Annotated in this window: 20 protein-coding genes and 1 riboswitch; of the genes, 5 read left to right on the plus strand and 15 right to left on the minus strand. The window is 61.9% G+C overall.

Going from position 1 to position 20,586, the window contains the following annotated elements; all coding sequences use genetic code 11:
* Nucleotides 1–11: 11 nt before the first annotated feature.
* The 3 genes from H6F58_RS05085 to H6F58_RS05095 form a co-directional block, all read right to left on the minus strand.
* A complete protein-coding gene (locus H6F58_RS05085) occupies nucleotides 12–1,034 on the minus strand; it encodes a DMT family transporter (protein WP_146277943.1) in 1,023 nt (340 codons plus the stop codon).
* Between the two features lie 86 nt (nucleotides 1,035–1,120).
* A complete protein-coding gene (locus tag H6F58_RS05090; RefSeq protein ID WP_195181261.1) occupies nucleotides 1,121–2,050 on the minus strand; it encodes a GNAT family N-acetyltransferase in 930 nt (309 codons plus the stop codon).
* 6 nt (nucleotides 2,051–2,056) lie between these two features.
* Nucleotides 2,057–3,442 (minus strand): glycine--tRNA ligase, encoded by a 1,386-nt coding sequence (locus H6F58_RS05095; RefSeq protein WP_060700983.1) that lies wholly within the window; start codon nucleotides 3,440–3,442, stop codon nucleotides 2,057–2,059.
* Nucleotides 3,443–3,622: 180 nt separating this feature from the next.
* Between H6F58_RS05095 and H6F58_RS05100 the strand changes: the two genes are divergently transcribed.
* Nucleotides 3,623–3,853, plus strand: a complete 231-nt coding sequence (locus H6F58_RS05100; protein WP_060703304.1) for an RNA-binding S4 domain-containing protein — start codon at nucleotides 3,623–3,625, stop codon at nucleotides 3,851–3,853.
* On the opposite strand, the gene H6F58_RS05105 is transcribed toward H6F58_RS05100, so the two are convergent.
* Nucleotides 3,854–4,504: a phospholipase gene (locus H6F58_RS05105; protein ID WP_060700982.1), complete on the minus strand. Its 651-nt coding sequence runs from the start codon at nucleotides 4,502–4,504 to the stop codon at nucleotides 3,854–3,856.
* 430 nt (nucleotides 4,505–4,934) lie between these two features.
* Nucleotides 4,935–6,494: an HNH endonuclease signature motif containing protein gene (locus H6F58_RS05110; RefSeq protein ID WP_084793136.1), complete on the minus strand. Its 1,560-nt coding sequence runs from the start codon at nucleotides 6,492–6,494 to the stop codon at nucleotides 4,935–4,937.
* Nucleotides 6,495–6,780: 286 nt separating this feature from the next.
* Here H6F58_RS05110 and H6F58_RS05115 point away from each other — a divergent pair, with 286 nt between their 5' ends.
* Nucleotides 6,781–7,191, plus strand: coding sequence for an SHOCT domain-containing protein (locus H6F58_RS05115; RefSeq protein WP_171919459.1), 411 nt, complete (start codon nucleotides 6,781–6,783; stop codon nucleotides 7,189–7,191).
* A gap of 58 nt (nucleotides 7,192–7,249) precedes the next feature.
* A complete protein-coding gene (locus tag H6F58_RS05120) occupies nucleotides 7,250–8,107 on the plus strand; it encodes an SGNH/GDSL hydrolase family protein (protein WP_060700979.1) in 858 nt (285 codons plus the stop codon).
* 86 nt (nucleotides 8,108–8,193) lie between these two features.
* Here the strand turns inward: H6F58_RS05120 and H6F58_RS05125 are convergent, their stop codons facing one another.
* Nucleotides 8,194–9,327 (minus strand): homoserine O-acetyltransferase, encoded by a 1,134-nt coding sequence (locus tag H6F58_RS05125; RefSeq protein WP_060700978.1) that lies wholly within the window; start codon nucleotides 9,325–9,327, stop codon nucleotides 8,194–8,196.
* Nucleotides 9,328–9,329: 2 nt separating this feature from the next.
* Complete coding sequence (locus H6F58_RS05130) at nucleotides 9,330–10,688, minus strand: bifunctional o-acetylhomoserine/o-acetylserine sulfhydrylase (RefSeq protein WP_060703303.1); 1,359 nt, start codon at nucleotides 10,686–10,688, stop codon at nucleotides 9,330–9,332.
* Nucleotides 10,689–10,778: 90 nt separating this feature from the next.
* Nucleotides 10,779–10,899: riboswitch (SAM riboswitch) on the minus strand.
* A 172-nt stretch (nucleotides 10,900–11,071) separates the two neighbouring features.
* On the opposite strand from H6F58_RS05130, the gene H6F58_RS05135 reads away from it, so the two are divergent.
* Entirely contained in the window at nucleotides 11,072–11,716 is a 645-nt protein-coding gene (locus H6F58_RS05135; protein WP_146277937.1) for a VOC family protein, read from the plus strand.
* Nucleotides 11,717–11,759: 43 nt separating this feature from the next.
* On the opposite strand, the gene H6F58_RS05140 is transcribed toward H6F58_RS05135, so the two are convergent.
* Nucleotides 11,760–12,179 (minus strand): GNAT family acetyltransferase, encoded by a 420-nt coding sequence (locus tag H6F58_RS05140; RefSeq protein WP_146277936.1) that lies wholly within the window; start codon nucleotides 12,177–12,179, stop codon nucleotides 11,760–11,762.
* 18 nt (nucleotides 12,180–12,197) lie between these two features.
* Nucleotides 12,198–12,950, minus strand: a complete 753-nt coding sequence (locus H6F58_RS05145; protein WP_146278278.1) for a CPBP family intramembrane glutamic endopeptidase — start codon at nucleotides 12,948–12,950, stop codon at nucleotides 12,198–12,200.
* Between the two features lie 64 nt (nucleotides 12,951–13,014).
* On the opposite strand from H6F58_RS05145, the gene H6F58_RS05150 reads away from it, so the two are divergent.
* Entirely contained in the window at nucleotides 13,015–13,860 is an 846-nt protein-coding gene (locus tag H6F58_RS05150; RefSeq protein WP_195181262.1) for an aminoglycoside phosphotransferase family protein, read from the plus strand.
* Nucleotides 13,861–13,961: 101 nt separating this feature from the next.
* On the opposite strand, the gene tpx is transcribed toward H6F58_RS05150, so the two are convergent.
* From tpx to H6F58_RS05180, 6 genes are all read right to left on the minus strand, one after another.
* Entirely contained in the window at nucleotides 13,962–14,459 is a 498-nt protein-coding gene (gene tpx, locus H6F58_RS05155) for a thiol peroxidase (protein ID WP_146277934.1), read from the minus strand.
* 81 nt (nucleotides 14,460–14,540) lie between these two features.
* Complete coding sequence (hutI, locus tag H6F58_RS05160) at nucleotides 14,541–15,731, minus strand: imidazolonepropionase (protein WP_146277933.1); 1,191 nt, start codon at nucleotides 15,729–15,731, stop codon at nucleotides 14,541–14,543.
* A 186-nt stretch (nucleotides 15,732–15,917) separates the two neighbouring features.
* Entirely contained in the window at nucleotides 15,918–16,865 is a 948-nt protein-coding gene (locus tag H6F58_RS05165; RefSeq protein WP_060700968.1) for a carbohydrate ABC transporter permease, read from the minus strand.
* Nucleotides 16,862–18,001: a sugar ABC transporter permease gene (locus H6F58_RS05170; protein ID WP_146277932.1), complete on the minus strand. Its 1,140-nt coding sequence runs from the start codon at nucleotides 17,999–18,001 to the stop codon at nucleotides 16,862–16,864. The genes H6F58_RS05165 and H6F58_RS05170 overlap by 4 nt, the downstream gene beginning before the upstream one ends.
* Before the next feature lie 68 nt (nucleotides 18,002–18,069).
* The gene (locus tag H6F58_RS05175) at nucleotides 18,070–19,428 is read right to left on the minus strand and encodes an extracellular solute-binding protein (RefSeq protein WP_146277931.1); all 1,359 of its coding nucleotides are present in this window, start codon (nucleotides 19,426–19,428) and stop codon (nucleotides 18,070–18,072) included.
* Between the two features lie 133 nt (nucleotides 19,429–19,561).
* Nucleotides 19,562–20,578 (minus strand): LacI family DNA-binding transcriptional regulator, encoded by a 1,017-nt coding sequence (locus H6F58_RS05180; protein ID WP_146277930.1) that lies wholly within the window; start codon nucleotides 20,576–20,578, stop codon nucleotides 19,562–19,564.
* Nucleotides 20,579–20,586: the final 8 nt, after the last annotated feature.

A 20,586-nucleotide genomic window follows, 5' to 3' on the forward strand; every position in this document is an offset into this window, starting at 1 on the left:
GCCGCGAACTCTCAGTTCAGGGCCGGGGTTTTTTCCCTGGTCCCTGCCGTCGGCTTTCGGTGGCCTGCCAGCGAAGCCAGGGCCACGGCCAGCAGCGTCAGGATCGTGCCCATGACGGTCGCCGGGGAAACCGAGGAACCTGCGGCCGGGGCGAGGACATCGAGCAGCAGCGATCCGATCAGCTGCCCGCCCACGGCCGCCAGGCTGGTGACCAGCACGCCCAGGCGCTTGATCGCCATGACGGTGATGCCCACAAACAGGCAGCCCAGCAGCCCGCCGCTGTAGTACCACCAGTGCGCCGGGAAGGGGTTCAGCCCGATCCCTGCCGGCAGGCGCAGCAGCATCAGCGCCACCAGCACGGCAAAACCGGTGGCGAAGTTCACCAGCGCCGCCGCGACGGCCGTGCCGTAGGCCGCTGCCTGCACCCCATTGGAGGCTGACTGGAAGCCCATGAGCACGCCCACCACCGCCGAAAGGATCATCGGCAGCAGCAGGGCCAAGATGTCGGCGCCGGCACCGCGCGGACTGGCCGCCCAGATCACCCCGGCGATGGTCAGCACGGCGCCCAGCAGGCGCAGTGCGCTGATCTTGCGCGGCGGCGCCCCGCCAAAGCCGATCCGGTCCATGGCCATGGATCCGATGCACTGCCCGGTGACCAGGCAGACGGTGAACAGCGCCACGCCAACCAGCGCGATCGCGGTGGCCTGGCTGAACACGACCAGCGCGCCCACGACTCCCGCCGCCAGGTACCAGCGCGGGAAATCACCCCGGGCCAGCGCGCCGGGCACCTGTGCCACCGAAGCGCGCACTGGCGGGATCAGCAGCGCCAGCAGGACCAGGGCCGCCAAGCCCACCCCGAAGCTGATGGTGGATGCGGTGATCGCATCCCCGAGCGCCGCTCCCAGCGCCCCGTTGATGCGCGATTGGGTCGACAGCAGCAGGCCGGCGGCGATGGAGAGCAGCACGAAGAAGAACGTGCCGCCGGTGCGCCGCTGCGGTGCGGTGCCGGGTTTCGGAAGGGTGCTGGGTTTCACGCAAGCTGCTTTCGTGCCGGAGGGCGGAAGGGGCCGGGAGGAGGCAAAAGCGGGACCCGGCGAACCGGGTCCCGCTTGGGCTGGCACTACTTGGCTGCGTCGCTGGCCAGGATGTGCGTGGTCGAAATGACCGTGGCCTGCTCGACGCCGGCCAAGGCATCAATCAGCGACGCCAGGATGAACATGGACGAATCCACTTCCAGCTTCACCGGGTACTGGTGGATCAGCATCGCGACCATATCGCGCACCGCCTCGGCCACCTCGTCATCGCTGAAGGCCGGGTTGTGGCCCACCAGCACATCCGAGGGGGCGTCTTCGCGGGCCGGGACATAGCTGACCGCAAAGGCCAGCGGAACCCCGCCCTGGCTCTTGGGCTTATCGCGCAGCACCAGCGCCGCCTGGGCGCCGGTGTGCTCGTCGAGCAGCATGCGCTGGGCCGAGCCCACCGTCATCTTGGCCGGATCCCACTGCTCATGGACCTTGTTGTAGAAGTCCATGACCAGCTTGGTCAGCTCGACGCTGCCCGTGGACAGCTCCTCGATCACCCGGTCGTTGGTGTCGAACACCGGCTCGGCCAAGGCGCCGGGCTCCAGGATGACATCGCGCGAGACCTGGATTTCGTCCAGGCCCAGTGCCTTGCAGAAGCCGGCTGCCGCGGTGGCCGGATCGCCCGGGGTCACCGTGTAGCGGGCCTTGAGCTGCTGTGCCTGATCAGCCGGAATCTGCTGGCGCAGCTTGGCGACCAGCGCGGTGCCAACGCCACTGCGGCGCTGCTCGGCTGCTACCTCGACATATAGCCACAGGCGCTGCGGGTGCAGCGAAGAAGCGAAGACCACGCCGGCGCCGATGGCCACGCCATCAACGCTGGCCACCAGCGTGCGGGAGAACGGCGCATCGCTATTCTCCCGCAGCATGGTGCGATCCTGGTGGGCCTGCGGCGAGCGCGGATCGCCAAAAACCTGCAGCAGCTCCAGGTCGTCCCCGGAGCGCCAATCGCGGAATTCCAGTTCGTTCATCGGGCTCTAGGCTCCGTTCAGGCGCTCGGAAAGGTAGGTGGTGACCTGGTCCAGGGACACGCGTTCCTGGGCCATCGTGTCGCGCTCGCGGATGGTCACTGCCTGGTCTTCGAGGGTGTCGAAGTCCACGGTGATGCAGAACGGGGTGCCGATCTCATCCTGGCGGCGGTAGCGGCGGCCGATGGCGCCGGCATCATCGAAGTCGATGTTCCAGCGCTTGCGCAGCTCGTTGGCCAGGTCCTTGGCCTTCGGCGAGAGGTTCTCGTTGCGCGAGAGCGGCAGCACGGCGGCCTTGACCGGAGCCAGGCGCGGATCGAGCTTGAGCACGGTGCGCTTGTCCACGCCGCCCTTGGTGTTCGGTGCCTCGTCCTCGGTGTAGGCATCGACCAGGAAGGCCATCATGGAACGGGTCAGGCCGAAGGAAGGCTCGATCACGTATGGGGTGTAGCGCTCGCCGGTGGCCTGGTTGAAGTAGGACAGCTCGGCGCCCGAAGCCTTGGCATGGCTGGACAGGTCGTAGTCGGTGCGGTTGGCAACGCCCATGAGCTCGCCCCACTCCGAACCCTGGAAGCCGAAGCGATACTCGAAGTCGATGGTGCCGGCCGAGTAGTGCGCGCGCTCGTCTTCTGGCACGTCGAACTGGCGCAGGTTTTCTTCCTTGATGCCCAGATCCAGGAACCATGCCCAGCAGTCCTTGACCCACTGGTCGAAGAACTTCGGCGCATCTTCCGGCGCGGTGAAGAACTCGATTTCCATCTGCTCGAACTCGCGGGTGCGGAAGATGAAGTTGCCCGGGGTGATCTCGTTGCGGAAGGCCTTGCCGACCTGGCCGATGCCGAATGGCGGCTTCTTGCGGCTCGCGGTGAGCACGTTGGCGAAGTTCACGAAGATGCCCTGCGCGGTTTCTGGGCGCATGAAGGCCAGTCCCGCTTCAGAATCCACTGGACCCAGGAAGGTCTTCATCAGACCGGAGAACATCTGGGGTTCGGTGAACTGGCCCTTGGTTCCGCAATCCGGGCAAGCGATCTCGCTCATGCCGTCCTTGGCCGGACGGCCCTTCTTTGCTTCGAAGGCCTCGATCAGGTGATCCTGGCGGTGGCGCTTGTGGCACTGGATGCACTCGACCAGCGGGTCGGTGAAGGTCGCAACGTGTCCGGATGCTTCCCAGACAGCCTTTGGCAGGATGATCGACGAGTCCAGGCCAACCATGTCTTCGCGGCCGCGAACGAAGTTCTGCCACCACTCGCGCTTGATGTTTTCCTTCAGCTCGGTGCCCAGGGGTCCGTAATCCCATGCGGAACGGGAACCACCGTAAATCTCACCAGCCTGGAAAACGAAGCCTCGACGCTTTGCGAGGGAAATTACCTGATCTAGCTTGGACTGTGGCGCCATATCAACTCCAATGGAAATTACGAGGCCGCTGGTTGCGGTCCGTAGAAAAATACATACCGTTCAAGGGTATCGTTTCCACGGCTCTGAGACTAAGCGGATGCGGGTAACGCGAAAGTGAACTTCCCCGCTCTTCGCTGCATCATGGCACCTTCCTCTCCCAGATAGGGAAGAATGGAAGCCATGAGTGCCAATGAAGCTTTTGACCTAGAAATCCGCGACGAATCCATCCGCTTGGGCCAGCTGCTTAAACTGGCATCCCTCGCCGAGGACGGAATCCATGCCAAGGAGCTCATTTCCGAGGGCATCGTCACCGTTAATGGCAAGGTCGACACCCGCCGCGGAGCTCAGATTCGCCCGGGCGACGTCGTCTGTGTCAATGGCGAGTGCGTGAAGGTCGCGTCGCAGCAGTAGTCACTTCTGCCCGAGAACGACCTTCTTGAGAAACGCGTTAACGTCTTCAAGTTCTTCCATGCTGACCGAGTGCCCGATCTGCGGATAGGTTTCGCTGGTCAGCTCGGCGTGCTTGGACACCCATCCAAGGGTGTATTCAATCTTGTCCCGGGTGATCACCGGATCTGCCAGATCCCTGCCCCAGAACAGTGGAATGGGATTGCGTTGCACTACTGCGTCGTCGAAAATCTCTAGATCGCGCGGTTCAACGGCAAAACCGGAAAGTCCCACCACCGCGGTGATAGCGTCGCGCTGGAATCGGGCCAACGAAGTTGCCATCGCCATGCCTTGCGAGAACCCCAGCAGCGTCACCGACGAATGTTGCTTGCTCAGAGGTTCCAGCAGCGCCCATAGCGCCACCACGCTTTGTGAGACTGCCTCGGCCGAGTAATCAATTTCTTGGGTCAGCGGGAACCAGCAGTATCCCGGACCGGTTTGCAAGGGTGCGCGCACCGATAGATAAGTGAACTCTTCCGGAAGGTATTGCGAGAGCCCCATCAGATCTTGTTCATTTGATCCGTACCCGTGCAGGAACACCAGAAGTGGCGTGCCCAATCGAGAATCGTCGTTGCGGGAAATGATGGCGACCGGCGCGGTCTCGGATGAAGTCATGTGCTCAAGATTAGCGAATACCGCAGTCGGCGGTCGGCCGCATTGCCCAGTAATCACCGGCAGATGAAAGAATTTTCCTTTCAACGAACATTGTGAACGACGTTTTTCATTCGGGCAGCATTGAACTTGTTGGCTGAATTGCGCGCACAAAGAGCGCGCGAGATTCGCGGCGACTGAAAAATCTTGTCACTCTGGATATGTTGATGGTTTCTAAGCCGGCGTCTGGTCAATTCAGTAGGAACTGACTGAAAAAAATTTTCATTCCCGGACGCAGCAGGTGTCCTCTATGCCGAAGAAGACGGCCAGAAGTCGCGTTGGGCTTAGGCAATCAGCATCGATGCTGTCACCGTTCCGTGCTTATGGGTGGTTTGAAATTCCGTAGTGACAGAAAATTTTTGTCACTCAACGATTCACAGATGATCCGTGCCGGTCAGGCAGAGTCAGCTAGTGGGTCCGGTTCTACCGGATAGCCGAGAACTCTCCTGATGTCTGAGTTCAATTGAACCTGTGGGATAGAGCGCGGATCAGGTCTCTGCGGGCAATGATCGTTCACGTGATCCAAGCTCTCCACAACATCAACGCTCTCTGGAGTAACAATTACATGCAGCCCATGTGGCGTTAGCCAAGATCTAGTTCCATCGGGCCGAGCCTGAATTTTCCAACCTAATGCATGCTTGAACATTTGATGCTGCTTGCACAACAGGTGCATATTGTCTCGATCGGTTTTGCCACCATGGGCCCAATCGTCAATATGATCCATTTCTGAACGGTCAGCACTGCGACGGCAGCCGGGGAAACAACAGTGAACATCCCTGTGCCGAAGCAAATCCTTCATTCCCTGAGTGGGTTTGTACTTTTTGCGTTCAACATCAATAACTGCGCCTGTCCACGGGTCAGTCAGCACGCGTTGGAAAGACGGCGCATCCTGAGCCAATTGCAGCGCCAGGCCTGCAGGGATAGGTCCTACGCCTTCCAAATCAGCAAGGGCTCTGGTGGGATCTACCAACATGTCCAGCGCCGGAATAGTAATCGACAAACGCGGCTTCAGTGGAGTTCCTTCGCTGCCTGGCCAACCGTTGATCAATGCGTCAGCGTACAAATCCGCCATCAGCTGATCGCTGGTGCGCTCGTCATCGGGGTCATTAACCTGGTCCGCCGCCCAGCGAAGCGTACTGGCTATTGACTTGATTACGTCTGCACGGTGATTGAGCTTGATGGTGCCCATTCCGCTGTCATCATCTATCCAGTAGGAGACTTTGCGCGAAGCTTCTGATTTCCTGTGGCGTTCTTCAGCTGACTCCGGGTTCATCCGATCGTGAAACCGCCGGGCCCTTTGATAAATGGAATCATCACTAGCCGTTTTAGCGGCGGGCAGCAGGATGTGCTCCATGATCTCGATTTGTTCTGGAGTGAGATCCTGGGCGCTTTTTACCAAGAAGCGAGCGGCTTTCAAGGTAATCTCCCCAGCAGCTAACGCCATCAGGGTGTCTTTGCAGACGTAGCGCAATCCCTTTGCATAGAACATTCGCTTGCTAACCATCTGCGGAGTTTCCCTCAAGGCGATGGCTGCTTCAGCAATGAAGTTGGAGTTGATCATCTGCTCATCGCCGGGGTCGACACGATAGTATCCGGCGCTGCGCTCAGCTTCGCGAGCCTCCTCAGGCGAGTCGGATCGCAATTCAGCAAGGGTGTCGGAGAATCCTTCACCAATCTGTTCAACTGTGTCAGCCAGCAAAGTGGCAGTAAGCCCTTCAAGATGGCTGTGCATCCGCTGAATCTTCTTCAACCGACCCAGGGCATCGGCAGCCCCGGAAACCGGGCCGGCATCAAAAAGCTCGGCCGCTGTATTCATCATCGGTCCATTAAACAGTTGATGCTCAATATGGCTCGCAAAGAATGAATCCGCGTGCGATTCCTTGCGTGCGCCCGGAGGCAGCAACGGCAGACGATGTTCATCGTCATATTCTTCTGTAAATTCTGGATTTCCCATATTCAATTTTCCCGCCAGGCACCGACAGTTTGGCCCGGATTATCACGGAATGTGGACAGAGATCAGAAATTTTTTTCTTGAATTTCTCGTCATGAATTCGGGCGTTGCCACGGCTAGCCAGTCGGCAGGTCTCCAGTGCCCAGTCATGTGTGATTGCGAAATGGTAAATCTTTCACCCATCGAGTGTTCGAAGCTACTTTTCATGTTTGGCTAGTAATAAGATGCAATTAATCACGCCAATGAATTTTCCTCAGCAAAGTGCTGGGTATCTACGAATGAAGGTGCAATGAAAAATAGTGAGATCCTCAACGATTTCGATGAGTCGATTCCTGATGATGGGATCAATTTTGGATATATCGAGGACGAGTTTTCCACAGGATCCAATTTTATTGATACGTCCTTCTCAGTGATGCCGATACTCCTGGGTTTGTTTGTGGTGGTCTTCGTCGCCGCGGTGATATTCACCGTCTACGTTCAGACGCGAAATTACCGCAAGATCAAAAGCGCTGGAATGGATCCTATTACTTTCGAATCCGACCTGAAGACTAAATTGGCTCAATCCAGCCTGTTGGCACCCAAGCAGTCCCTGGAAGCTAAATTGGAGGAGCTCTCCGGCCTCCGGTCCCGTGGAGTGATTACAGCCGAAGAATACGCGCAGGCTCGCCAGGATCTACTCAGGGACTGGCGCGACGGGTGAAGTAGATCATCCCGGAGGCTGATTGACGGACAGTTACCATAGGGTAACAATGTAGATTGTGCCTAAAGATCTAGACCTTGAAACTCCCGATTCCACAACAGAGACACTTCATCCATGGCGTCGCTTCGTCGCTTTGGGCGACTCTTTCACCGAAGGAATCGGTGACCCCGATCCATCAAATCCCGGCCGGCATTTGGGCTGGGCCGACCGTCTGGCCCAGGAGCTGAGCAGCACGGTTCCGGACTTTTCCTATGCAAATCTGGCGATCCGCGGCCGGTTGATCGGGCAGATCGTCTCGGAGCAGGTTGCTCCGGCCATTGATTTGAAGCCGGATCTGATTTCACTGTGTGCAGGCGGCAATGACGTGCTGCGCCCGGGCGGGGATCCGGACAAGATTGCCGATATTCTCGACGGAGCGGTGGCCGAGCTGAGCGCGACGGGTGCGACGCTGCTGATCGTCACCGGTCCGGATATTCGCGATACACCGGTGCTGGGCAGCATCCGCGGCAAGGTGGCGATCTACAACGAGAATATCCGCACCGTGGCAGCGCGCTATGACGCGATCGTGGCCGACATGTGGGCTTTGCGCGAACTGCACCAGTCGCAGATGTGGGCACCGGATCGCCTGCACTTCTCCCCCTTGGGCCATCAGCGGATTGCGGCCATGGCCCTGGATTCCCTGAACGTGCCCCACTCGATCGACACCGAGGTGGCACCCGTGGCGGATGTTCGAAGCTGGCGGGAGGCGCGGATCGAAGACCTGCAGTGGGCACGCGAGCACCTGGCTCCGTGGGTCTTGCGCCGGTTGCGCCATCAGTCCTCGGGCGACGGAATCACCCCGAAGCGCCCTTCTGCGGTGCCGTTCACCGCGCCAAAACCCAACGATTCCCTGGGCGCCGGCGACAGCGCGCAGTAGTAGCACTGCAGCAGCACTGTGGCAGTACAGCATGAAGGGACAGCGTCCACCGAAAACTGGTGGGGCTGTCCCTTCGCGGTGCTGATCTAGCGGCTGAAAACCAGGCCGCGCAAAACGCCTTCGAGCTGGCTTGCATCGGTGAGGAAGCCATCGTGGCCGATCGGCGAATCGATGTAGTGCACCGGCGTGGGGGTGGCCAGGGAAGCGGCCAGCTGTTCGGATTGCTCCGGGAAGTACAACCGGTCCGAGCTCACCGCGGCCACCACCACATTGACCTTTTCAAGCCGAGCCAGTGCGACGCCCAGCGATTCGTAGCCACGAGCCACGTCATGGCTCATCAGCGCCTCGGTGAGCAGCAGGTAGCTGTTGGCATCAAAACGATTCACCAGCTTGGCCGCCTGGTGATCCAGGTAGCTTTCCACCTGGTAGCGCCCGCGCGAGCCGTCGAACTGGCCGGCAGGCTGCTCGCCGGGCTGCGCGGCCCGGCCAAAGCGGGCCTGGAGCTCGGCCTCGGAACGATAGGTGATGTGCGCCAGGCGCCGGGCCAGGCCCAGGCCTTCATCCGGCCGCGCACCGCTGGAGTAGTAATCGCCGCCATTGAAGTTCGGATCCAGCCGGATGGACTGGGTCTGCACCTGGGCGAAGGCGATCTGTTCCGCGGTGGCCTGGGCGCACGAGGCCATCACCACCAGGTTCTTGACCTGTTCGGGGAACTCGACGGCGTATTCCAAGGCGCGCGCCCCGCCCATCGACCCGCCAATCACCGCATGCCAGGAGGTGATGCCCAGCAATTGTGCGAGGCGCGCTTCGAGGCGCACCGCGTCCTTGATGGTGACAAAGGGGAAGCGCGATCCATAGGGCACGCCATGCTCGTCGGGCGACGACGGGCCGGTGGAACCATTGCAGCCGCCGATCATGTTCACGGCGAGAACGAAGTACTTGCTGGTATCGATGGTGGCCCCGGGGCCGACAAACCCGTCCCACCAGCCGGCGCTGCGCGAATCGCCCTGGGCGACGTGGGCGTCGCCGGTCAGCGCATGCATCACCAGCACGGCGTTGGAGCCGTCGGCATCGAGGGTGCCCCAGCTTTCGTAGGCCAGCTCTACCTGTGGCAGGTAGCCGCCGAATTCGAAGTGGTGCCCGCCGACGGCCCTGCGGCGCATCATGCCGTCCCGGCCCTCGGCGAGCTGTGGTTCTTCGGTGGTTGCAATGGATGCCATGCCTAGAGGGTTTCCTGCAATTCCTTGTTCGCCCCGGCCGAGTCGCCCAGGGCGGCAACGGCGTTGAAGCCCAGTTCCAGGTCGGCCAGGATGTCCTTGATATTTTCCAGGCCCACGCTGATCCGGACCAGTCCCGGGCTCACCCCGGCGGCGATCTGGTCGGCCTCGGAGAGCTGCGCATGGGTGGTGGAGGCCGGGTGGATGGCCAGCGAGCGGACATCGCCGATGTTGGCCACGTGGGAGTGCAGCTCAAGCGCGTCCACAAACGCCTGGCCGGCAGCCGCGCCGCCAGCCAGTTCGAAGGCGATGATCGAGCCGGCACCGTGATCGCTGTACTTCTTGGCGCGCTCGAACCATGGCGAGGAGGCCAGGCCGGCATAGGCGACCTTCTGCACCTCGGCGCGGGCCTCGAGCCAGCTGGCGGCCTCGCGCGCATTTTCGCCATGGCGCTCGATGCGCAGGGACAGGGTTTCCAGCCCCTGGGCGATCAGGAAGGCGTTGAATGGGGAGACCGAGGCGCCCAGGTCGCGCAGCAGCTGCACGCGCGCCTTGAGGATGTAGGCCAGGTTGGCACCGAGAATGCCGTTCACGCCCAGATCGCGGGCGAACACCAGGGAATTGTAGGACTCGTCCGGGGTGTTGAAGCCCGGGAAGCGCTCCGGGTCCTGGGCGAAGTCGAAGTTGCCCGAGTCCACGATCACCCCGGCGATCGCATTGCCGTGCCCGCCCAGGAACTTGGTGGCCGAGTGGATGACGATGTCGGCGCCGAATTCGATCGGGCGAATCAGGTAAGGGGTGGCCAGGGTGTTGTCCACCAGCAGCGGCACGCCATTTTCGTGGGCGATCTTGGCGACTTCCTCGATGTCCAGCACGTCCTGGCGCGGGTTGGAAATGGTTTCGCCGAAGAAGGCCTTGGTGTTCGGGCGGACCGCGTCGCGCCAGTCCTGCAGGTTATCCGGGTCGGCCACGAAGGTGACCTCGATGCCCAGGCGCTTGAGCGTGTGCTTGAGCAGGTTCTGGGTTCCGCCATAGAGGCTGGGGCTGGCCACCAGGTGGTCGCCGGCTTCGGCCAGGTTCAGGATCGCGAAAGTGGTGGCTGCCTGGCCCGAGGAGAGCAGCAGGGCACCCACGCCGCCTTCCAGATCGGCGATCCGGGTTTCCACCGCGTCGGTGGTCGGGTTGCCGATGCGGGTGTAGATCGGTTCCAGCTCCTGCAGCGCGAAGCGCGCGGCAGCGCTCTGCGCGGTCGGGAAGACAAAGGAAGTGGTCTGGAAGATCGGCAAGGCCCGTGCGCCGGTGGCGGGATCCGGGGTCTGCCCGGAGTGGATCTGACGGGTTTCAAATGACCAGTTGCTGCTCATGGTTTCCTCCAAAATAGTTCATGCGACTTTGGGGGTAGACCACTGAGAAGACACCGAGAGGAAAGACCTCGCCACGAAGCCTTCCAGGGTTACCCGCGCTTGTCCCCAGCTGCCTTGTGCACCTGGGGGCCAGGTCTTCACCCGGGGCACCCCACCGCGGTTGGAGGGTTGCCGCCCAGTAAGCCGGGGCTTGTTACTGGGACTCATGACCTGTTTCCAGTGTGCCCGAAAACCGAAGATTTTTGCAATGCGGGCACCGCAAAATGGTCTCAATCGGTCATATTTCACATCCATGGCGCTTTTGCCGCAGGGAATTCGATTCAGCCAAAAACCTTAGGGTGGCCTAAGTAGAGACTGCGGTCACATGTTGTCATGATGGGCACATGATGAGGCTAGATCACGTTAGTTATGCCTGTGGCCCGGATGGGCTGCTGCCAACCGCGCAAAGAATCTCCGAGTCGCTCGGCCTGGAATTCGTCAAGGGAGGCGTGCATCCCAGGTTCGGGACACGCAATGTCATCTTCCCGCTCAAGCATGGCCAGTACCTCGAAGTGGTCGAGGTGCTCAACCACCCGGCCAGCGACAAGGCCCCCTTCGGCCAGGCGGTGCGGGCCCGTTCGGAGCTCGGCGGCGGCTGGATGGGCTGGTGCGTTTCGGTGGACGATCTATCCAGCGCCGAAGACCGCCTGGGCCGCAAGTCGGTTCCGGGCAACCGCAAATTCCCCGACGGCCGCGAGCTGACCTGGCAGCAGATCGGCATCAAGGGCCTGATCGCCGACCCGCAGTGCCCCTACCTGATCTCGTGGGACGAGGAAGCCAAGGACCTGCATCCTTCCAAGGCCCTGGAGCCCACCGGGGAGATCAGCGGGATCTCGATCGCCGGGTCGCGCGATCGGGTCCTGGAATGGCTGGGCCAGCCCCAGAACGTGCACCTCGGCGCGGTGACCATGGACTACCAGGCGCCCAATGGCACCCCGGGCATCTTGTCGGTGACCTTTGAAACGCAGAACGGTCCTGTGGTGTTGTAGTACGTCGGTAGGCGGGGACAATGGCGTCCCCGCCTGCCATTTTTTATGCGCTGGCATCAAGGCGCTTACCCAGGACCACGACGTGCTGGTCTTCAAATCCCAGCCGCTCGTAAAAGCCGCGCACCGCGGCATTTTCCTCGCGCACCATCAGCTGCACCTTGGGCACGCCGCGCTGGGCCAGCCACTCGCTCGCGGCCTGAACTACTTGTGCGCCCAGCCCGCTGCCCTGCCGCCGCGGGTCCACCGCCACATAATAGAGCCAGCCGCGGTGCCCATCATGTCCGACCATCGCGGTGGCGATCACCTTTGAACCCTCGCTCGCCGCCAGCACCGTCGAGGTAGAGGTTTCCAAGGCTCGAAGGGCATCGGCGCAGGGGTCATTCCACGGCCGGGTCAGCCCGGTGGCCTCCCACAATGCGACAGCTTGGGGAATCTGTTCTTCAGCCAGCTTGGAAATCTGCATTCTTGCAGTGTATCCGCGCTAGTTGCCGATCCCGATCGCCGGTCCGATCAGGGCATATCCGACAAAGCCGATGGCGTCGAGCATAAAGTGCGCGATCACCAGCGGCATCACCCGCCCGTACTTGTGATAGGCCCAGCCGAAGACCACGCCCATGAGCATATTGCCGATCATCGGCCCCGCGCCCTGGTACAGGTGGTAGCTGCCGCGGATCACCGCCGAGGAAATGATCGTGGTCCACAACCCCAGCCGCAACTTCCTGGCATAGCTGAACAGGAAACCGAGCATCAGCACCTCTTCGAGCACCGCATGGCGCACCGCGGAGAGCAGCAGCACCGGCACACTCCACCAGTAGTCCCCCAGGTTGGCCGCGGAAATCGCAGTGGTGATGCCCAGCGCCCGGCCTGCCGCGTAGACGCCCAGGGTGCCCAGCCCCATGGCCAGAAACAGCCCGGCACCCATCAGGGAATCCTTGCCCGGCGCGCGCAGGTCAAAGCCGATCTCCCGCACTCCCCGCCCGGTGCTGCGTTTCATCAGGTACAGGGCCAGCAGCACCGGCACCAGCGCAAAGACGATATCCAGCAGCTGATAGGAGAAGTCGAAAAATTCGCGGGTGCTCAACGGGTTGTTCAGCGAGGTCGTCTGCTCGCGCAGCGGCGCCCTGGTGGCCTTGTCGGCAAAACTCAGGATCGAATAGATCGCGCTTTGCCCCAGGGACAGGGCCAGCACCAGGGCGATCTCGAATTTCAGGATCTTGGCATTCACGTTCTCGATCATAGGCTGATCAGGCTGTGCGCGGGCTGAGGTAGCCTGAAGACAGCGAATTAAAGGAGCATCAGTGAGCCGTCCTGCCACCATGGAAGAACTGTCCATTGCCCGCCAGCTATGTCCCGAGCTGTCCTGGGAAAATGCCGGAGTCAACGAGGGCGGGCAGTTCCACAAGGTGGTGATCGCCAACCCGCATTCGGTGATCCGCATGGCACGCACCGAAGAAGCCACCGGGCAGATGCCGCGCTCGGTGAAGCTGCTGCAGCGGCTCGAAGGCCAGCTGGATTACCGGATTCCGGTGGCCACTTCCCGGATCCTGCAGGTCGGCGGCCTGGGCTCGGTGGCGATGTCCTTCATCCCGGGCAGTGCCCATGAGCCGCATTACGGGGATCCGAAGGTCTTGGGGAAGCTGGTCAACGATTTGGCGGCCATTAGCCTGGAACCGATCAGCGAATACCTGGCGGCGCCCTTTGCCTTCCGCGGCCCGTGGACCGATAAACGCCAGCAGCGGTGTTTCGACGCCTTGCCCGATCCACTGCGTGGCGCGGCTACAACCCTGTGGGCCCAGCTTGATTCGCTGGCCCAGGTGCAGCCGGGGCTGGTCCACGGCGATCTGGCCGGGCACAATATGCACTGGGTTGCCCAGGAGCTGGTCGGCATCCTGGACTGGGATCTGGCTGCCGCCTGGGATCCGGCGCTGAACTCCGCCTACCTGAGCCTGTGGCATGGCCTGGAGATGGCCGATCTGATCGCGCCGACTCCCGACGAAGCCCATCGGGCGAAGATCTGGCTTGGGCTGATGAGCCTGGAGCGGCTCTCCGATACCCTGTCGCGCACCGACAATCCCAGAATCGACAAGCTCATGCGCAAGATCGGGCCGCGGATTTTGAACGCCGCGCAGGCTGCCGGGAACTGATGCCCGATCATTGGCACCCCTCCCTCGGGGACAGCAAAGGCCCATCCAAGCTCGATGCTCGGATGGGCCTTGGCAAGCATCACCAGTGATGCAAAAGGCGATTAGCCCAGGGCTGCGATAGCTGCATCGTAGTCTGGCTCGGTGGTGATTTCCGGAACGACCTGGGTGTAGGCCACCTTTCCGGTCTCATCCAGGACGATCACCGAACGGGCCAGCAGGCCAGCGAGCGGGCCGTCGACCTGGGTGACGCCGTAGTCCGAACCGAAGTCCGAACGGAAGACCGAAGCGGCGGTGACGTTCTCGATGTCCTCGGCACCGCAGAAGCGGCCCAGCGCGAATGGCAGGTCAGCGGATACGCACACAACGGTGGTGTTCTCCAGGCCGGCAGCCAGTTCGTTGAAGCGGCGAACGCTGGCAGCGCATACGCCGGTATCAACCGATGGGAAGATGTTCAGGACAACGCGGCGGCCAGCCAGCGACTCGCTGGTGACATCAGCAAGGCCGGTGTCGGTGAGGGTGAATGATGGTGCCTGCGAGCCTACGGCTGGCAGTTCACCAATGGTCTGTACGGGAGTTCCCTTAAAAGCAGTATTAGCCATGGTTCTTGTTTATCACGAATGCCTATTTGACTGCCAGATTTTCCGTGAACCGGCATGAACAAGTCGAAGGCTGCCAGCTCCTCAGCCAGCCAGCTCCCCAGCCCGGTAGACACTATGGGTCAGGTTCATTCCCGGACGGTAGGCCAGATGCGCAGCTGCCGGCGCATCAAGAACGTGCAGGTCTGCGCGCTTGCCCACCTCGATGGAGCCCACCTGGTCGGCGATGCCCAGTGCGAGCGCTCCGCCGTAGGTGGCGGCCTCGATGGCCTCGGCCAGGGACAGGTTCATTTGCAACACTGCGGTGGCCACGCAGAAGTTCATGTTGCTGGTGTAGCTGGTTCCGGGATTGCAATTGCTGGCCAGCGCGATGCCCACCCCGGCATCCAGCAGCTCGCGCCCTGGCGCCAGCGGCTGCCGGGTCGACAAGTCGCAGGCCGGCAGGCAGGTGGCGACGGTCCCGGGCTTTCCGGAACGAGTCGTGCGGTCCCAATCGGCCCAGCTTCCGGCGAGCGCCTGGATATCCGAGTCCTCAAGGTAATTGACGTGGTCCACCGAATGGCTGCCGAATTCCACGGCAAGCTTCACTCCCGGGCCTGGGCCCAGCTGGTTTCCGTGGACCTTGGTTGCCAGATTCCGGTCTTGCGCTGCTTGCAGAACGCGGCGGGTCTGGTCTTCATTGAAGGCACCACGCTCGCAGAAGATATCCACAAAGTCGATGTCCTGTGCGACGGCCTCAAGCATGGGGCCGGCGACAAGGTCGGTGTATTCATCTGCATCAGCGCCAGCGGGAACCAGATGGGCGCCGAGGAAGGTCAGGGTATCGACGATGGGTGCGCCCAGGCGCGCATGGCGGCTTTCCTCCGATAGTTCCAGGCCATAGCCGGTCTTGGTTTCCATCCATGTGGTCCCCATGGACAGGGCCTCGGCGCGGCGGGCGGCAACAAGGCCAGTCAGTTCCTCATCGCTGAGGCTCCTGGTGGCCAAGGTGGTCACCGCGATTCCGCCGGCTGCATAGGATTGGCCGGCCATGCGGGCAACAAACTCTTCGGCGCGGTCTCCCCCGAAAATCAGGTGGCTGTGCGAGTCGACCCAGCCTGGCAGCACGGTTCGGCCCGACAGGTCGTGAACGGTATCGGCCGCTGGTGCATCGGCTGCCGCGCCGATCCATTCGATCCGGTCCTCGCGGATCAGCACGGCGGCATGCTCCAGCACGCTGCCCGCGGCATCAACGGTGACCAGTTGCGCGATATTCGTCAGCAATGTCGTACCCATATGGCGACCTCTCTTGTTCAGCGCAGCCCGTCGCGAGGGCATCGCAAAATCCGTGGATGTTCTCCTTTGACGAGCCTACTGGCCCAAGCCTCGGCTGCGGCCTCGGCAAAGGCTATCTAGATCCGGGATTTCAGACAGGACGAGGGCCCCGGGGATCCGGGGCCCTCGCTGCAGCTGCGGTTTCGGCTAGCCCTTGGTGGCACCCGCCAGCAGTCCACGCACGAAGTAGCGCTGCAAGGCGAAGAAGACCACCAGCGGAATGATCATCGAGATGAACGCACCGGCGGTGAGCAGTTCCCAGGATTGCCCATAGGTACCCGAGAGATCCTGGAGCGCCTTGGTGATCGGCAGTCCCCCGCCCGAGGTGAACACCGTTGCCACCAATAGGTCATTCCACACCCAGAGGAACTGGAAGATGCCGAAGGAAGCGATCGCCGGCATCGACAGCGGCAGGACAATCTTCGAGAAGATCTTTCCGTGGCCGGCACCGTCCACGCGAGCCGCCTCGATCACCTCGTCGGGGATCTCCGAGATGAAGTTGTGCAGCATGAAAATCGCCAAGGGCAGCGCGAAGATCGTGTGCGCGATCCACACCTTCGCATAGGCGCCATCCAATCCGTTGACGCCCAGCCCCGGCAGGATATACAGCCCGCCGATTTTCACGCCGTCCGAGAACAGCTGGAGCAGAGGAACCAGGGCCATCTGGATCGGAACAATCTGCAGGGCAAATACCAGGACGAATAGCGTATTGCGCCCCTTGAAATTGATCCAGGCAAAGGCATAGGCCGCCAGGCTGGCGATGATGATCGGGACAATCGCCGCTGGAATGGTGATGACCAGCGAATTCAAAAACGCCTTGGACAGCGGAAGGCTGTCGCCCGAGGAGAAGGCCTGCGCGTAGTTCTCCAGCGTGAATGACGGGTTGGACAGGGCCGTCCACCAGCCCGAGGTCTTGATGTCATCAGCCTGCCTGAAGGAGGAGACAAAGAGGCCGAAGGTGGGGATGGTCCACACCGCGGCAATGATGAATGCTGCAATCGTGGCCCCTCGGGATGTGGTCGCCTTGCGCAGCTTCCCGCTGGTTTTTTCGGTAGCCGCCAACAGGCGGCGAGAGGATTCGCCAACGGCGCTCATCGGATGCCCCTTTGCTTCTTATGCTGGCGGACGTTGTAGATGATGATCGGCAGCACCAGGATGAACAGGATGACCGCCAGGGCCGAGCTGTAGCCGGTGCGCGCCCCGAGCTGGAACTGGCGCACCATTTCGAAGGCGAGGACCGTTGTATCCGAGCGGCCGCCGGTCATTGATGAAACGATGTCGAAGACCTTGAGCGAGGCAATGGAAATGGTGGTCAAGACGACGACTACGGAGGATCGAATCCCTGGCAGCGTGACATTGGCGAAGCGCTGCCACGGGCTGGCCCCATCGAGGGCTGCCGCTTCCAGCTGCTCGGCCGGCACGCCCTTGATGGCCGCGGAAAGAATGACCATGGCGAACCCAGCCTGGGTCCAGATCAGGATGATGACCAGGAACAGGGTGTTCCATGGTTCGAGCCCGAGCCAGTCGACCGGCTTGGCGCCGAAGGCCGTGATGACCGCGTTGAGCACGCCAATCTGATCGCCCTGGCGGGTGTCGTAGAAGAACTTGAAGATGATCGATGCGCCAACGAAGGAAATCGCCATGGGCATGAACACCATCAGCTTGAAGAATTTCTCGCCGCGGCTCTTGTCGATGAACACCGCATAGGCCAAGCCAATGATGGTGGAAACAATGGGCGCCACCAGCACCCACACCAGGGTATTGAGCAGGGCGGTCACCCCGTCAGGGCTGGTGAACACCCAGGCGAAGTTGCCCAGGCCGACGAATCCTGATCCATCATTGGCCATGAACGCGGCGATCGCGGTTTTCACCGTGGGGTAGATCAAGCCGATGGCCAGCAATAACAGCGCTGGAACCAGGAAGCCGGAGAGCTGCAGCAGCGACCCGGCGCCCTCGCGGGAACGGCGGTCGGCAAAAAACAGCACGGCACCGAGCGCTGCGGCGATCGCCGCCACCCACATGACCGAGTTGTACAGGCCCAGGATCAGCAAGATGGCCACTGGCACTACCACTGCGGCGGCAAAACGCACCACGGCAAATCCGCGTCCGCCCTTGGTGGCTGTCTCGACAAAGGCAAGGATCGCCGCAATCAGGATTGCGAAGGCAATCAAGACGATCGGCACCTGGACTAGCGGCGGCACGCCCGCCAGCCACTGGAAAAATTGGGACATGGCTTCAGGCTCCTACAATCCCGCCAACGGCCGCGAGTCCCGGCCGTTGGCGACGAACAAGGCAGTGACTAGGAGTCATAACCGGACTGGATATTTTCAAGCACTTCCTTGGTTGGCTTGCCATCGATCCAATCCACCAGGCCCTTCCAGAAGGAGTCGGAACCGACGCTCTTGGGCATCAGATCAGAACCGTCAAAGCGGAAGGTGGTGTTCGGGTCCTGCAGCAGTTCGACGGCGGAGCGCAACAGGTCGCTGCTGGCGTTCTTGGGATCAAGGCCGGAGTTGGCCGAGATCACGCCACCGAGTCCGACGCGGCTGTTGGCCCAATCCGCGCTGGCCAGGTATTCCTGGACCTTGGCGGTGTCTTCATCGTTGGAGAAGGCGGCAACAAATTCGCCGCCGCCCACGACGGACACGGGATCATCTGCCTTGGCCGGCGGGGCGACAAAGGCCCAGACATCTCCGTCAGGGGCGACGGTGGCCTTCTTGCCATCGGCATTCTTGGAGTCAAGCACGTAGCCTTCGAGGAAGGATGCCTGGTGGGTCAGCGGGCAGGTTCCCTTGGCAACGGCCGTTCCCATGTCGCCGAAGGCGGTGGCGTTGATCGACTTCACGCCTCCATAGCCGGCGTTGACCTGCTGGGGATCGAGCAGGATTTTTCCAACGGAGTCAAAGGCGCTGGTGATCTCCGGGGAGGTGAATTCCAGTTCGCCGGACACCCACTTGTCGTAGGCCTCGGTTCCGGATTGGCGCAGCACGGCGTCTTCAATCCAGTCCGTGCCCGGCCACCCCGAGGCCTCGCCGGATGCGAATCCGGCACACCAGGCAGGCTCGCTGGTCTTCTTCGAGATCTCGGTGCCGAGGTCGATCATTTCGTCCCAGGTCTTCGGAACGCTCACGCCCCACTGCTCGAACTGCTTGGGCGAGTACCAGATGTAGCCCTTGACGCTGGCCATCAGCGGAACGCCGTACTGCACGCCATCGACCTTGCCGTAGTTCTGCCAGTCTTCGGACCAGTTCTGCTGAAGCTGGGCCTGCACGGCTTCGGGAAGCTTCTGGACCTTGCCCTGGGCCACGGTGGCCTGCAGCAGCCCGGGCTGCGGGAAGACCGCCAGATCCGGGGTGTCGCCGCCCTGGACCTTGATGCCGATCTGCGATTCGAAGTTCTTGTCGCCGGTGTAGCGGATCTTGATGTCGTTGTCCTCGGACCACTTGGCCCAGGATTTTTCAAGAAGTTCCGCCTCGATGCCGGTGACCGGGCCGTAGATGTCGACGACGCCGTCCGCCTTGCCTACCTGGGCTTCGCCGCCGCCGGAGGCGTTGGGGTCATTGGGGTCCGCCCCGCCGGAGCAGCCGGCCAGGAGCATGCTGATTGCTGCCACCGAGATCACCGGCGCGAACTTCAGCCCGCGTTTTGCTTTCTTCATGTTGCCCTCCACGTTGAGTGGTGCCCTGCCAGTTCAGATGGCCCGGCACGAATGATCCCCTCAATAGTGACGCAGGTCATCGACGCGCGTCAACAGTTGGCGGCGAACCAGCCGGAGAAATTGCCGGATCCGCTCAGTGCGGGGCTGGGCCCGAGCTGTCCCGGACCACCATCAGCGGGGCGATCAGCTCCTGCACCGCCACCTGGGCACGCCCCTCGATTTTTTGCACCAGGGCATCTACCGCCGCATGGGAAATGCGCTCCCCCGGAGGGGCAACGGTGGTCAGTGCCGGAGCGACCATCTCGGCCGAACGATCCCCCACACCCAGCGCTATCACGGAGAGGTCCCCGGGAATCCGCAGCGAAGCCATGCCCGCGGCGTTGACAAAGCCTGCGGTGGCAAATTCCTTCAGGGCGAGCACTGCCGTGGGCCGCTGATCCATTTTCAGGTACGCGTCCAGGGCTTGGCGGCCGCCTCGGGCGTTGTTCTCCACGGGGACTTCCTGCAGGATCATGCCGCGCCCGCGCACCGCATCCGAGATCGCCCGGGCCGTGCGGATGGCCGGGCCATTTCCGGCCATCTGGTCTTCGACCGACACGTTGATGTACATGATCGACTGGTGCCCGAGGCTGGCCAGGTAATCCACCGCGATACGCCCGGCCTCGGCAAAATCATTATCGACGTAGGACAGGTCGTCGCTGTCATCGGGGCGGCCGATGGAAGCGAAGGGGATGCTGGCACGGCGCAGGACGTCAAAGCGCGGATCGTTGATCGACACTTCCATGAGCAGCACCCCGGCCACCAGCTTCTGGCCGACCAGGCTTTCCAAGCCCATCACGTCGGTCATCGGGTTGGACCACAAGAGCATGTGATAGCCCAGCGCGCGGGCACGCTCCATGGCCGCGGTGACGTACTCGAATTCGGTGGAGGAATAGCCGTCCACGCTGGTGGGAAAGTGCAGGGCCAGGATGCCGCGGCGCGACCCGGCCAGGCCCTGGGCAAAGGCATCCGGGGTGTAATTCAGCTCCCGCATGGCCGCCAGGACCTTGGCCTTGGTCGCATCGGATATCGTACGCCGGCCGCTGATCACGTAGGACACGGTACTGGGAGATACGCCGGCCAAGCGCGCCACATCATCCCTGGTAGCCATGAGTCCTC

The sequence above is a fragment of the Glutamicibacter sp. FBE19 genome, assembly GCF_015524875.1.
Classification (GTDB): Bacteria; Actinomycetota; Actinomycetes; order Actinomycetales; family Micrococcaceae; genus Glutamicibacter; species Glutamicibacter halophytocola.

Coding starts and splice junctions, on each gene's coding strand:
- H6F58_RS05090 (WP_195181261.1), bottom strand. CDS start 2,050: ATGAACGAACTGGAATTCCGCGATTGGCGCTCCGGGGACGACCTGGAG.
- H6F58_RS05095 (WP_060700983.1), bottom strand. CDS start 3,442: ATGGCGCCACAGTCCAAGCTAGATCAGGTAATTTCCCTCGCAAAGCGT.
- H6F58_RS05100 (WP_060703304.1), top strand. CDS start 3,623: ATGAGTGCCAATGAAGCTTTTGACCTAGAAATCCGCGACGAATCCATC.
- H6F58_RS05105 (WP_060700982.1), bottom strand. CDS start 4,504: ATGACTTCATCCGAGACCGCGCCGGTCGCCATCATTTCCCGCAACGAC.
- H6F58_RS05110 (WP_084793136.1), bottom strand. CDS start 6,494: ATGGGAAATCCAGAATTTACAGAAGAATATGACGATGAACATCGTCTG.
- H6F58_RS05115 (WP_171919459.1), top strand. CDS start 6,781: ATGAAAAATAGTGAGATCCTCAACGATTTCGATGAGTCGATTCCTGAT.
- H6F58_RS05125 (WP_060700978.1), bottom strand. CDS start 9,327: ATGGCATCCATTGCAACCACCGAAGAACCACAGCTCGCCGAGGGCCGG.
- H6F58_RS05130 (WP_060703303.1), bottom strand. CDS start 10,688: ATGAGCAGCAACTGGTCATTTGAAACCCGTCAGATCCACTCCGGGCAG.
- H6F58_RS05135 (WP_146277937.1), top strand. CDS start 11,072: ATGATGAGGCTAGATCACGTTAGTTATGCCTGTGGCCCGGATGGGCTG.
- H6F58_RS05140 (WP_146277936.1), bottom strand. CDS start 12,179: ATGCAGATTTCCAAGCTGGCTGAAGAACAGATTCCCCAAGCTGTCGCA.
- tpx (WP_146277934.1), bottom strand. CDS start 14,459: ATGGCTAATACTGCTTTTAAGGGAACTCCCGTACAGACCATTGGTGAA.
- hutI (WP_146277933.1), bottom strand. CDS start 15,731: ATGGGTACGACATTGCTGACGAATATCGCGCAACTGGTCACCGTTGAT.
- H6F58_RS05165 (WP_060700968.1), bottom strand. CDS start 16,865: ATGAGCGCCGTTGGCGAATCCTCTCGCCGCCTGTTGGCGGCTACCGAA.
- H6F58_RS05170 (WP_146277932.1), bottom strand. CDS start 18,001: ATGTCCCAATTTTTCCAGTGGCTGGCGGGCGTGCCGCCGCTAGTCCAG.
- H6F58_RS05175 (WP_146277931.1), bottom strand. CDS start 19,428: ATGAAGAAAGCAAAACGCGGGCTGAAGTTCGCGCCGGTGATCTCGGTG.
- H6F58_RS05180 (WP_146277930.1), bottom strand. CDS start 20,578: ATGGCTACCAGGGATGATGTGGCGCGCTTGGCCGGCGTATCTCCCAGT.